Annotated in this window: 11 protein-coding genes; 9 read left to right on the forward strand and 2 right to left on the reverse strand. The window is 56.0% G+C overall.

What is annotated here, in order from left to right:
* Positions 1–91 precede the first annotated feature (91 nt).
* The 7 genes from HVX72_RS10240 (at position 92) to HVX72_RS10270 (ending at position 6010) form a co-directional block, all read left to right on the forward strand.
* Entirely contained in the window at positions 92–2731 is a 2640-nt protein-coding gene (locus tag HVX72_RS10240; protein WP_181823134.1) for a YdbH family protein, read from the forward strand.
* The gene (locus tag HVX72_RS10245; RefSeq protein WP_181823135.1) at positions 2728–2919 is read left to right on the forward strand and encodes a YnbE family lipoprotein; all 192 of its coding nucleotides are present in this window, start codon (positions 2728–2730) and stop codon (positions 2917–2919) included. The genes HVX72_RS10240 and HVX72_RS10245 overlap by 4 nt, the downstream gene beginning before the upstream one ends.
* A 7-nt stretch (positions 2920–2926) precedes the next feature.
* On the forward strand, positions 2927–3250 hold the full coding sequence (locus tag HVX72_RS10250) for a YdbL family protein (protein ID WP_042283235.1): 324 nt from the start codon (positions 2927–2929) through the stop codon (positions 3248–3250).
* A gap of 101 nt (positions 3251–3351) precedes the next feature.
* The gene (locus tag HVX72_RS10255) at positions 3352–3957 is read left to right on the forward strand and encodes a CDP-alcohol phosphatidyltransferase family protein (RefSeq protein WP_181823136.1); all 606 of its coding nucleotides are present in this window, start codon (positions 3352–3354) and stop codon (positions 3955–3957) included.
* Positions 3957–4871, forward strand: a complete 915-nt coding sequence (locus HVX72_RS10260; RefSeq protein ID WP_181823137.1) for a phosphatidate cytidylyltransferase — start codon at positions 3957–3959, stop codon at positions 4869–4871. Before HVX72_RS10255 ends, HVX72_RS10260 begins: the two co-directional genes overlap by 1 nt.
* 5 nt (positions 4872–4876) lie before the next feature.
* Entirely contained in the window at positions 4877–5488 is a 612-nt protein-coding gene (locus HVX72_RS10265) for a lysophospholipid acyltransferase family protein (RefSeq protein ID WP_181823138.1), read from the forward strand.
* Between the two features lie 108 nt (positions 5489–5596).
* The gene (locus HVX72_RS10270) at positions 5597–6010 is read left to right on the forward strand and encodes a GFA family protein (protein WP_082636892.1); all 414 of its coding nucleotides are present in this window, start codon (positions 5597–5599) and stop codon (positions 6008–6010) included.
* A 30-nt stretch (positions 6011–6040) separates the two neighbouring features.
* Here HVX72_RS10270 and azoR read toward each other — a convergent pair whose 3' ends face one another.
* Positions 6041–6646 (reverse strand): FMN-dependent NADH-azoreductase, encoded by a 606-nt coding sequence (gene azoR, locus HVX72_RS10275; protein ID WP_042283223.1) that lies wholly within the window; start codon positions 6644–6646, stop codon positions 6041–6043.
* A gap of 201 nt (positions 6647–6847) precedes the next feature.
* Here azoR and hrpA point away from each other — a divergent pair, with 201 nt between their 5' ends.
* Positions 6848–10750 (forward strand): ATP-dependent RNA helicase HrpA, encoded by a 3903-nt coding sequence (gene hrpA, locus HVX72_RS10280; protein ID WP_042283221.1) that lies wholly within the window; start codon positions 6848–6850, stop codon positions 10748–10750.
* Positions 10751–10814: 64 nt separating this feature from the next.
* Here hrpA and HVX72_RS10285 read toward each other — a convergent pair whose 3' ends face one another.
* Entirely contained in the window at positions 10815–12134 is a 1320-nt protein-coding gene (locus HVX72_RS10285) for an MFS transporter (RefSeq protein WP_181823139.1), read from the reverse strand.
* A gap of 390 nt (positions 12135–12524) precedes the next feature.
* On the opposite strand from HVX72_RS10285, the gene HVX72_RS10290 reads away from it, so the two are divergent.
* Positions 12525–13319, forward strand: coding sequence for a YdcF family protein (locus tag HVX72_RS10290; RefSeq protein ID WP_181823140.1), 795 nt, complete (start codon positions 12525–12527; stop codon positions 13317–13319).
* Positions 13320–13450 lie beyond the last annotated feature (131 nt).

Below are 13450 nucleotides of genomic sequence, written 5' to 3' on the forward strand. Positions count from 1 at the left end.
CTATCCTTAAACTGGGCATGTTTCGGCAAACATGACACAATAGTGGCCTTATTCGGCTTAATTTAATGCTAAATCAGGATATTAACTGCCCATGAAGGGTAAATACAAAGCCGTTCTGGCGATCGCTTTGCTGGTTATCCTCATACCGCTGACGCTGGTGATGACGCTTGGGTGGTGGGTCCCAACGCTGGCGGGCATTTGGCTGCCGCTCGGGACGCGTATAGCCTTTGATCAAAGCCCACGCCTGACGCGTCAGGGATTGCATATTCCTGAGATGACATATTTAGTCGGCGAATGTCCTTTGGCGCGCGTCACCCAGGCGGACATTTCCCATCCCAGCCGTTGGCAGCTTACGATTAAAACCCTTCAGCTTGATTCCGCCTGCCTGGCTAAACTCCCGCAAAGCGAGTCGTCGCCCGCCGCGCCGCGCACCCTTGCCGAGTGGCAGGCGATGTTGCCGAATACCTGGATCACTATCGACAATGTGGCGCTTTCTCCCTGGCAGGTATGGCAGGGAAAACTGAACCTTTCGCTTACCCCGTCGGTTCAACAAGTGCGCTATCAGGGGGAAAAGGTCACCCTTCGGGCGCAACTGCGCGGCCAGATGCTGTCCGTGAGTGAACTGGACGTGACGGCGTTTGAAGGGCAGCCGCCCGTCAGACTGGTTGGTGAATTCACGATGCCGCTGGTACCGGATGGGCTGCCGACAAGTGGTCATAGCGTTGCGACGTTGACTCTGCCGCAGGCGCCTTCGCTGGTGGATGCGGAACTGGACTGGCGTGACAATACGGGGCAACTGATCGTGATGGCGCGCGGGCAGCATGAGCCGTTGCTCGACCTGCCGTGGACCCTTACGTCTCAGCAACTCTCCATCAGCGACGGCCGCTGGACGTGGCCGTATGAGGATTTTCCCTTAAGCGGGCGTCTGGGCATTAAGGTTGATAACTGGCAGGAGGGGACAGAAAGGGCGCTGATTAGCGGTCGCCTTAATGTCCTTACCCAGGGCGACGCGGGCAAAGGAAACGCGGTGCTGACCTTTGGCCCGGGCAAACTCAGCATGGATAATAGCGCGATGCCGCTTCAGTTAACCGGCGAAGCGAAGCAGGACGATTTGATTTTTTACGCCAGGCTACCCGCCCAACTGAGCGGAAGCCTGAGCGATCCGCAACTGGCCTTTGAGCCTGGCGCGCTGCTGCGTTCGCGCGGGCGGGTCATCGACTCGCTGGACATTGATGAGATTCGCTGGCCGCTGGCAGGGGTGACGGTGACGCAGCGCGGCGTGGACGGTCGTCTGCAGGCCATACTGCGCGCGCATGAAAATCAAATGGGTGACTTTGTGCTGCATCTCGACGGTCTGGCGAACGATTTCCTGCCGGATGCAGGGCGCTGGCAGTGGCGCTACTGGGGGAAGGGCCGTTTTACCCCTATGCATGCCGCCTGGGATGTGGCGGGTAAAGGGGAATGGCGCGATAAGGTCATCACCCTGACCGATCTCTCCACTGGCTTTAATCAGCTTCAATACGGCACCATGACGATCGACTCCCCGCGGCTGATACTCGACAAGCCGGTTCAGTGGGTGCGCGATGAAGCCCAGCCGCGGTTTAGCGGCGCGCTCTCGCTCGACGCTGGCGAAACCCATTTTTCGGGCGGCAGCGTGTTGCCGCCGTCGACGCTCAAGTTCAGCGTTGACGGTAGCGATCCGACGTTGTTCCAGTTCAAAGGCGATTTACATGCCGGGGCGATTGGGCCGGTTCGGGTTAACGGACGCTGGGACGGCATTCGTCTGCGCGGACAGGCCTGGTGGCCGCAGCAGTCGCTAACGGTGTTTCAACCTTTGGTGCCGCCAGACTGGAAAATGACTCTGCGCGAAGGCGAGCTCTACGCCCAGGTCGCGTTCTCTGCCGCGCCGGAACAAGGGTTTGAAGCGGGCGGCCACGGTGTGCTCAAAGGCGGCAGCGCATGGATGCCCGACAACCAGATCAACGGTGTGGATTTCGTGTTGCCATTCCGTTTTGGCAACGGTACGTGGCAACTGGGCACGCGCGGTCCGGTTTCGCTGCGGATCGCCGAAGTGGTCAATCAGGTGACAGCTACCAACCTCAGCGCCGATCTGCAGGGCGCGTACCCCTGGCGTGAAGAGGATCCGCTGTTACTCACCGACGTCAGCGTCGACGTGCTGGGCGGTAAGGTGAGGATGCAGCAGTTGCGTATGCCGCAGCATGACCCGGCGTTGATTCGTGTGGAAAATATTTCGTCCAGCGAGCTGATAAGCGCAGTGAATCCCAAGCAATTTGCCCTGTCCGGCCCGGTCAGCGGCGCGCTCCCACTGTGGCTGAATAATGAAAAATGGATCATTAAAGACGGCTGGTTAACGAATCCGGGTCCAATGACCCTGCGCATCGACAAAGACACCGCCGATGCGGTGGTGAAGGATAATATGGCGGCGGGCGCGGCGATCAACTGGCTGCGTTACATGGAGATCGCCCATTCCTGGACCAAAATCAATTTAGACAATCTCGGCGTACTGACCATGCAGGCGGCCATCACCGGCAACAGTCGCGTAGAAGGTAAGTCGGGGACGGTCAATCTCAACTACACCCACGAAGAAAACGTATTTGCGCTCTGGCGCAGTCTGCGCTTTGGCGACAACCTACAGGCATGGCTTGAACAGAACGCAACGCTGCCCCTGAAACACTGCCCGGAAGGCAAGGAATGTGAGGACTCCCAATGAAAATGATGACAGCCATGCTGGCGCTACTCCTGTCAGGGGTATTGACGGGCTGTACGCCGCGCATTGAAGTCGCGGCGCCAAAAGAGCCAATCACTATCAACATGAATGTCAGGATTGAGCATGAGATCCACATCAAAGTGGATAAAGACTTAGAAAGCCTGCTCAAATCACGTAGCGACTTGTTCTGAGGTTAGGATGAAACGAACATTACTTCTGACGACGCTGATTCTCAGTCTGCTGAGTGGAAATGCGCTGGCGCTGACCCTCAATGAGGCCAGAACGCAAGGACGGGTTGGGGAAACCCTGAATGGCTACCTCGTGGCGCTGAAAGAGGATGCCGAAACCCGGACGCTGGTGAAAGAGATCAACCAGGCGCGAAGCGTTAGCTACCAGCAGCTTGCTGAAAGCCACAATATTCCGGTAGAGGAGGTCGCGAAAATGGCCGGGCAAAAGCTGGTTGAGCGCGCCCGTCCGGGCGAGTACGTGCAGGGAATCAACGGTAAGTGGCTGCGGAAATAACTGATAAATTCTGAAATGTTGTCTGATAGCAGGGGGCGATGGCGCATCAATCGATAAAGTCAGGCATTATTACGCGACTTTTTAATTATCAGGGAATGATAATGACCCTCTATCAAATTAAGCCCGCTTTTCAGGCGCTTTTGCGTCCCCTCATGTTTTGGCTGCACCGACACCGCGTGACGGCTAATCACATTACCCTTGCCGCGATGGCGCTCTCATTCCTGACGGGCGGCGTGTTGGTGTGTTTCCCCCGTCTGGAACTGCTGGTCCTCCTGCCTGTCGTGCTCTTTGTGCGCATGGCGCTTAATGCGCTGGATGGCATGCTGGCGCGAGAGTGCAATCAGCAGTCAAGGCTGGGTGCGATTCTCAACGAAACCGGCGATGTCCTCTCCGACCTCGCGCTTTATCTGCCGTTTATGCTGATCCCGGACAGTAACCCGATGCTGGTTGTGGCGATGCTGTTCTGTGCGGCAATGACGGAATTTTGCGGCGTGCTGGCGCAAACCATTAACGGTGTGCGCAGCTACGCGGGTCCGTTAGGCAAAAGCGATCGCGCGCTGCTGTTTGGCTGCTGGGGATTGCTTTTGACGCTGTGGCCACAGCTGGCGACATGGAATAACGCCGTCTGGTGTGGCGCCATCCTTCTGCTGCTGTGGACGGCGGGTAATCGCTGTCGCAGCGCGTTGCGGGTCGAGGTGGCGAAGTGATGATGCTGGAGAAATCCCTGGCGGCGGTATTCGCGCTGCTGTTGGCGGCGAGCGTGGTCAATGTGCTACTGGTTACGCTGCGTCCGGAGAAAGACTGGCGCGAATTAACGCTACGCATTCGCACATGGTGGGTCATCGTGGTGCTGTTTTCGCTGGCGATCCTGAGTCCTGCCTGGCTGGCGCTGACCTTTTTCGGGCTGGTCAGCTTTATGGCGTTGAAAGAGTTTCTGACCCTGGCGCCGTCCCGTCAGGCTGACCGTATGCCGCTGTTGTGGATGTTTATCGCTATTCCGGTTAACTACGGGTTTATCGGCAGTGGCTGGTACGGCATGTTTGTGGTGTTTATTCCGGTATATGTCTTTTTATTCCTTCCCGCGCGAATGGTGATCGCCGGCGACACGCAGGGCTTTTTGCGTACCGCTTCCCAACTGCACTGGAGTTTAATGACCACCGTGTTTGCGTTCAGCCATGTGGCTTTTCTGCTGGTGCTTCCTGCTGATGGCAAACAGACCGGCGCGCTACTGGTGCTGTTTCTGGTCGGTCTGACGGAATTTAACGACGTTGCGCAGTACATCTGGGGTAAGTCGTTCGGGCGCATTAAGGTCACGCCGACGGTCAGTCCGAATAAAACGCTGGCAGGATTGCTGGGCGGCGTGGCGACAACAGCATTGGTTGCCCTGCTGTTAGGGCCGTTACTGACACCAATGAGCGGGGCGATGGCGCTGCTTGCCGGGGTGATTATCGGCGTTACGGGGTTTTGTGGTGACGTGGTGATGTTGGCGATCAAACGGGATTGTGGCGTCAAAGACAGCGGTACTCTCTTGCCCGGACACGGTGGTATTCTCGACAGGCTGGACTCGCTTATCTTCACTGCGCCGGTCTTCTTTCATTTCATCCGCTATTTTTACTTTTAACTACCATGACGCGACTACTTCGTACTCTGTTTACTCTTTGTGTTGTCTGGCCGGTCATTTGGCTATGGCTGGGGTTGCGTGTCCGGCACCGGGAACGTCTGCCGACACACGGTCCGGCGATTATTGTGGCGAATCACAACAGCCATATGGACGTGTTTGCGCTGCTTTCGCTGTTTTCATTACGTCGTCAGGGTCAGGTGCATCCGGTTGCCGCGGCGGATTATTTTCTGCGTAATAAGTGGATGGCCTGGTTTGCGCTGAATATTCTCAACATTATTCCGGTGATGCGTAAAGGCGGCGACGCTAACCCGTTGGCCCGTTGCGAACAGGCGCTGCGAGAAGGCAAGACGCTGATCCTGTTTCCGGAAGGTACCCGCGGCGAGCCTGGAAAGCTGGCCCCGCTGAAGTCCGGGTTATGGCATCTGAGCCAGCGTTTTCCGGAGGTGCCGATTATTCCTGTCTGGCTGACCGGAACCGAACGGGTAATGGCGAAGGGCAACCGGATACCGCTGCCGCTGTTTATCGATGTGACCATTGGCGGGGCGATGTATGCGGATCCCGACAAGCGCGCGTTCATGGATAATCTCCGGGCGCAGCTGTTGGCGCTTTCGCAATAAAGCAAATTGGCTGATAGCGCACCGTTTTGCGCTATCAGGCACGTTGTCTTGAGCGTTTGTTTCTATACTGTCCACTGCAACGGCGTTATCGACTCATTGCGGGACAACATGATGACAAAAAAATATTCTGCTCAGTGCCACTGCGGCGCGGTCACCTTTACCGTTCAGCTTAGCGACGGGTTTCACACCGTACGCCGCTGTAACTGTTCGTTTTGCCGGATGCGCGGCGCCGTGGTGGTTTCTGCGCCGCTCGACGGTATCGACGTCCTCACCGGGCGCGATAAGCTCACGGAGTACCGGTTTAATACTGGCGAAGCGAAGCATTATTTTTGTTCAGTCTGCGGGATCTACACCTTTCACCAGCGCCGTTCCAGTCCGGATCAGTATGGCGTGAACGTGGCCTGTATTGAAGACGTCTCGCCTTTTGACTTTTCACCGGTTGAGGTAACCGACGGGGTGAATCATCCCAGTGATGGCGCGAGTCGTGGTGTGGTGGGGTATCTGAGTTATCAGCCAAAATGAACACCTCCCGCCGCAGCGGGAGGTGAGCGCTTACGCGGCTACCACGCTGTCGATAGCGGCTTTCGCGTCGGACTGCGCTTTTGATGCCACTTCCGGTCCGTAGGCGATTCCTTCGGCGAACACAAAGTTCACGTCGGTGATCCCAATGAATCCAAGGAACACTTTCAGGTATGGCGCGATCAGATCGGTCGGGGTATCTTTGTGAATACCGCCGCGGCTGGAGAGGATCACGGCGCGTTTACCGGTGACCAGACCTTCCGGCCCTTTCTCGGTATAGCGGAACGTGACGCCAGCGCGTGCGATCAGATCGAAGTAGTTTTTCAGCTGTGTCGGGATGTTAAAGTTGTACATCGGGGCGGCAATGACAATTACGTCGTGGGCTTTCAGTTCAGCAATCAGCTCATCAGACAGCGCCAGCGCTTCCTGTTGACGCGGCGTCAGCGGCGCATCGCTCGGGCGCAGAGCGCCGACCAGTTCGCCATCCAGAACCGGAACAGGGTTTGCCGCCAGGTCGCGTACGGTTACGGCATCAGCGGGATGTTTTTCACGCCATTGTTCAACAAAATAATCAGACAACTGACCAGACTGAGAGTACCCTGCCAGAATACTGGATTTAAGAACTAATACCTTGCTCATGGGTGTTTCCTTATAGGTGTTTGAATGGGCTGTGCCCCGTTGCGTGTTGACACTTTATTCACAATCCTGCCACAGAGATAGCGCAATATATCGAAGCCTATGTTCGAATTTATTGAACGACACACAACATGCGCTGATGTGGTACTCTATACCTATCAATTTAAAGAGATTTAACCAGGCAGAGCACTGCCATCTAACCTTATGACAGAACAACAAAAATTAACCTTCCACCTCCTGCAACAGCAGTTAGATGCGTTGATGCTGCGCGATCGCCAGCGTTTTGCTCGCCGCCTCCACGGCGTGAAGAAGGTTAAAAATCCTGATGCACAACAGGCCATTTACCAGGAAATGGCGAAAGAGATCGAACAGGCAGCCGGTAAAGTCGTGCTACGCGAAGCGTCACGTCCGGCGATCGTGTATCCGGAAAACCTGCCGGTTAGCCAGAAAAAACAGGCCATTCTTGAAGCGGTTCGCGATCACCAGGTGGTGATTGTGGCCGGGGAAACCGGGTCGGGAAAAACCACCCAGCTACCGAAAATTTGCATGGAGTTGGGGCGCGGGGTTAAAGGGCTGATTGGCCATACGCAACCGCGCCGTCTGGCTGCGCGTACCGTGGCGAACCGTATTGCTGAAGAATTGCAAACGGAGCCGGGCGGCTGCATCGGTTATAAGGTGCGTTTCAACGACCACGTCAGCGATAACACGATGGTTAAGCTGATGACCGACGGTATTCTGCTGGCGGAAATCCAGCAGGATCGTCTGCTGATGCAGTACGACACCATCATTATCGATGAAGCGCACGAGCGCAGCCTGAACATCGATTTTCTTCTGGGGTATCTGAAAGAGCTGTTGCCTCGTCGCCCGGACCTGAAAGTTATCATTACTTCCGCGACTATCGATCCGGAGCGATTCTCAAAACATTTCAACAATGCGCCGATTATAGAGGTGTCAGGACGGACCTATCCGGTGGAAGTGCGCTATCGCCCGATTGTAGAAGAGGCGGACGATACCGAACGCGACCAGCTACAGGCTATTTTCGATGCGGTAGAGGAACTGGGACGTGAAAGCCCCGGCGATATTCTGATCTTTATGAGCGGTGAACGCGAAATCCGCGACACCGCCGACGCGCTTAATAAGCTCAATTTACGCCATACGGAAGTGCTGCCGCTGTACGCCCGGCTCTCCAATAGCGAACAGAACCGGGTGTTCCAGTCCCACAGCGGACGGCGCATTGTGCTGGCGACCAACGTGGCGGAAACCTCGCTCACCGTGCCGGGTATTAAGTACGTCATTGACCCCGGCACCGCGCGCATTAGTCGTTACAGCTACCGTACAAAGGTACAACGTCTGCCTATCGAGCCGGTTTCTCAGGCTTCCGCTAACCAGCGTAAGGGGCGTTGCGGTCGCGTCTCGGAAGGGATCTGTATTCGTCTTTATTCCGAGGACGATTTCCTGTCGCGCCCGGAGTTTACCGATCCGGAGATTCTGCGTACCAACCTGGCGTCGGTTATTCTGCAAATGACCGCGCTGGGACTGGGCGATATCGCCGCGTTCCCGTTTGTCGAAGCGCCGGACAAGCGCAATATCCAGGACGGCGTGCGCCTGCTGGAAGAACTGGGCGCGATTACGACTGACGAACAGGCGAACGCCTATAAGCTAACGCCGCTGGGTCGCCAGCTCAGCCAGCTGCCGGTGGATCCGCGCCTGGCGCGCATGGTGCTGGAAGCGCAAAAACACGGCTGCGTGCGCGAGGCGATGATCATCACCTCCGCACTCTCCATTCAGGACCCGCGCGAAAGGCCAATGGACAAGCAGCAGGCGTCGGATGAAAAACATCGTCGTTTCCACGATAAAGAGTCCGATTTTCTGGCATTCGTAAACCTGTGGAATTATCTCGGCGAGCAGCAGAAGGCGCTGTCATCGAACCAGTTCCGCCGCCAGTGCCGCGTGGATTTCCTCAACTACCTGCGGGTGCGCGAGTGGCAGGATATTTACACCCAACTGCGTCAGGTGGTGAAAGAGCTGGGCATTCCGGTCAATAGCGAACCGGCGGAATACCGTGAAATTCATATCGCGCTGCTTACCGGGCTGCTGTCGCATATCGGGATGAAGGATGCCGACAAGCAGGAATATACCGGCGCACGCAACGCGCGTTTCTCCATCTTCCCCGGCTCTGGTTTATTCAAGAAACCGCCAAAATGGACGATGGTGGCAGAACTGGTGGAAACCAGCCGTCTGTGGGGCCGTATTGCGGCGCGAATCGATCCGGACTGGGTGGAGCCTGTTGCCCAGCACCTGATTAAACGTTCTTACAGTGAACCGCACTGGGAGCGGGCGCAGGGCGCAGTGATGGCGACTGAAAAGGTCACCCTGTACGGTTTACCGATTGTCGCCGCCCGCAAGGTGAACTACAGCCAGATCGATCCGGCGTTATGTCGCGAGCTGTTTATCCGCCACGCGCTGGTCGAAGGCGACTGGCAAACGCGGCACGCATTCTTCCGCGATAACCTGAAGCTGCGTGCTGAGGTCGAAGAGCTGGAGCATAAGTCACGCCGTCGCGATATTCTGGTGGATGACGAGACGCTGTTTGAGTTTTACGACCAGCGCATCAGCCACGATGTAATTTCCGCGCGTCATTTCGACAGTTGGTGGAAAAAGGTCAGCAGGGAAACGCCAGACCTGCTCAATTTTGAAAAGAGCATGCTGATCAAAGAGGGGGCGGAAAAGATCAGCAAGCTGGACTATCCCAACTTCTGGCATCAGGGCAATCTGAAGCTGCGCCTGAGCTACCAGTTTGAACCGGGCGCGGATGCCGACGGCGTGACGGTACACATCCCTCTGCCGCTGCTGAACCAGGTGGACGAGAGCGGTTTTGAATGGCAGATCCCCGGCCTGCGCCGTGAGCTGGTGATTGCGCTGATCAAGTCGCTGCCGAAGCCAGTACGGCGCAACTTTGTCCCTGCGCCAAATTATGCTGAGGCGTTTTTAGGCCGTGTAACCCCGCTCGAACTGCCGCTACTGGAGGCCCTTGAGCGTGAGCTGCGCCGCATGACCGGCGTGACGGTTGACCGCGAAGACTGGCACTGGGAACAGGTGCCCGATCATCTGAAAGTCACGTTCCGCGTTGTCGACGAGAAGAACAAAAAACTGCAGGAAGGACGTTCGTTAACGGCGCTGAAAGAGGCGCTGAAGGGCAAGGTTCAGGAAACCTTGTCTGCCGTGGCGGACGACGGTATCGAACAGAGCGGCCTGCATATCTGGAGTTTTGGCCAGCTTCCGGAAAGCTACGAGCAGAAACGCGGCAATTATAAGGTCAAAGCCTGGCCAGCGTTGGTGGACGAGCGCGACAGTGTGGCGATCAAACTGTTCGATAACCCGCTGGAACAGCGGCAGGCAATGTGGTCCGGCCTGCGGCGTTTGCTGCTGCTGAACATACCGTCGCCCATTAAGTACCTGCACGAGAAGCTGCCGAACAAAGCTAAGCTGGGTCTGTACTTCAACCCGTATGGGAAGGTGCTGGAACTGATAGACGACTGTATCTCCTGTGGCGTAGACAAATTGATCGACGCCAACGGCGGCCCGGTCTGGACAGAGGAAGGTTTTACCGCGTTACACGAAAAGGTGCGTGCCGAACTGAACGACACCGTGGTGGAGATAGCAAAGCAGGTTGAGCAGATCCTGACTGCCGTGTTTGCCATCAACAAGCGGTTGAAAGGGCGCGTGGACATGACGATGGCGTTGGGGCTGTCGGATATAAAAGCGCAAATGAGCGGGCTGGTGTATCGCGGCTTTGTCACCGGAAACGGCTTCAAACGTCTCGGTGACACGCTGCGCTATTTACAGGCGATCGAAAAACGGCTTGAGAAGCTGGCGGTCGATCCGCACCGCGACCGCGCCCAAATGCTGAAAGTAGAGAGCGTGCAGCAGGCGTGGCAGCAGTGGCTCAATAAATTGCCCCCTGCGCGACGTGAAGATGAAGATGTGAAGGCGATCCGCTGGATGATAGAGGAGCTGCGCGTCAGTTACTTCGCGCAGCAGCTCGGTACGCCTTATCCGATTTCAGATAAGCGTATTTTACAGGCGATGGAGCAGATAAACGGGTAATTGTTTGCACTGTGACGTGAACGTAGCGCCTCACCCGGCGAATACCGGGTGAGGCTTATGACTATTACAGTTCGTTCGGCTGAGCGTGAATAGCAGAAGACCGTTTTACCCGACTCGCAAAGAAGATGGCGGTGAGGGAGATAGCGACAGTGACGATCAAATACCACGCCACCGGCACCCAGTCGCCGTTATATTTCGCCAGCAGGCCCGTCGCGATAAGCGGGGCAGTGCCGCCAGCCAGTGCCGCGCCAATCTGGTAACCCAGGGTGATCCCGGTATAACGAACGTTAGCGCTGAAAATTTCAGAGCAGAGCGTGCCGAGAACCGCGGTGACGGGGGCCCAGAGAATGCCGAACATCACCACCGTCGCCAGTACGATTCCCCAGGTCGTGCCGGTATTGAGCAGTAGAAACCACGGCACGATAAACAGACCGAGCAGGCAGACGCTGACGGCATACATCCGTTTACGGCCCACTTTATCCGACAACAGGCCCATCAGCGGGATCATTACCGTAGCCACCAGCGCGCCAAGGGTAACGGCTTCCAGCGCTTGCGACTTTTGGTAGGTGAGCGTTGTCGTCGCGTAACTGACCACAAAGGTCGAAAAAATATAAAATGGCGCGGTTTCTACCACTTTGAGTCCTGCGGCGATCAGCACTTCACGCCAGTGATGGGTGAGCGTCTCGCGAAGCGGCGCTTTGGCGACCTGTCCGGATTGCTTCACTTTCTGAAAATCCGGCGTTTCGTCAATATCGCGGCGGATCCATAGCCCCAGCAGCACCAGTACGGAACTGAGCAGGAACGGGATGCGCCAGCCCCAGGAGAGGAAATCCTCTTCGCTGAACAGCGTCATTAACGACACGATAAAGGTCGCCATCAGCATGCCGATGGTGACCCCCGCCTGGGGAATACTGCCAAAAAAGCCTTTACGTTTTTCCGGCGCGTATTCATAGGCCAGCAGCAGCGCGCCGCCCCATTCGCCACCTATCCCCATGCCCTGAATGATACGCATCAGAATCAACAAAATGGGCGCCCAGATACCAATCATCTCGTAGGTTGGCAACAGGCCAATCATCACTGTCGCGCCGCCCATCAGCGACAGCGTTAAGACCAGCGTTTTCTTACGGCCAATCCGGTCGCCGATATGGGCAAAAACAACACCACCGATCGGGCGAATGAAAAAGGTCAGAGAGAAAGACAGATACGAGAGGATCAGACCGATAACCGGGTCAACCATCGGAAAGAAAATCTTGTTAAACACCAGCGCGGCGGCGGTGCCATACAGGAAGTAATCGAACCACTCAATCGCACTGCCGGTCAGGCTGGCGATGAGGACTTTTTTGTTTTTCTTCAGAATGGCAGTGCTACTTTCATGCGTTGTCATTGACGTTAAACCTCAGCCAGAGAGTAGAAAAAGGTGACACCTGGCGGTGCGGAAGGTGCAACCTGAAACAGTCGGTTGGTTGTGAAATTGTTAATCAAACTAGGTAGATTGGTTACATTTGACAAGAGGGAGGCGAAAGACATGCGCCAAAAATAAGGCAATTTACCAGGCGAATTTTCTGTGAGAGCAGAAGATATGACAGGGATGATTTATTAAACGGCTTAAAAACAGGATAATCGACAGGTGCAACCGATACGTTTTTAGACGTTTCTGGTTATTTCATGAATGTGACAAAAAAAGCGGCGAAATTTAACGCTTAACCTTTCAGAGAGATCTGCTGTTTATCCTGTCGGGCTGCGGTAGGCTGCTGAGAAAGAGGAGGAGCCCACTATGCGAACGTTCCTGAACATTTCCGACGCCTCCCTTGAGGCGATTAATACTGTAGGGCAGTGGCTGGCGCAGGATGACTTTCACGGCGGTGCGGCTTATCCGGCCGACTGCGTCGTGCTTGCCGGTAATGCCGTGATCCCCACCATTGATGCCGCCTGCCGCATCGCGAAAGAGCAATCTGTTCCGCTGTTGATTACCGGCGGGATCGGGCACTCAACGACCTTTCTGTATGCCGCCATTGCGCAGCATCCCCGTTACAATACGATTCGTACCACCGGACGCACCGAAGCGGCTATCCTTGCAGATATCGCACGCCAGTTCTGGCAGATCCCGGCGGATAAAATCTGGCTGGAAGAACGTTCCACTAACTGCGGTGAAAATGCCCGTTTTAGCGTCAGCCTGCTTACCGAGGTCACCGATCCCATCAATACGGCGATTGTGGTTCAGGATCCCACCATGCAGCGGCGCACTGTTGCGACGTTTCGCCGGGTAACCCGTGACAACCCGGATGCGCCGCGTTGGTTAAGTCATCCTGGCTTCACACCGCTGCTTTGCCGGCATGACGACGGTCTTGCTTTTTCCAACATTGATGATCGCGTATGGACTATTGAGCGTTATTTAGCGCTGGTGGCGGGCGAAATACCACGCCTGCGTAACGACGAATCGGGCTACGGACCTTGCGGACGCGACTTTATAGTTCACGTTGATTTTCCGGCGGACGTGGAAGCCGCATGGCAAACGTTGCACGACGATGAAGCACTCTATGCGGCCCTCAGCGATCGCGCTTTGCGTTGAACCCTGCCCGTTTAGCCTTGTTTTCTCCCAAACGGGCATTTTTGCTGCCCTTGCCAGCGGCGTTCTTTGCCCCTGAGCGGCCTCTTTTATGAGGCCGCTCACATTATCAAAACACCAGTTGGAATACTGAC

Source organism: Citrobacter sp. RHB21-C05 (assembly GCF_013889015.1).
In the GTDB taxonomy this organism is placed as follows: Bacteria; Pseudomonadota; Gammaproteobacteria; order Enterobacterales; family Enterobacteriaceae; genus Citrobacter_A; species Citrobacter_A sedlakii.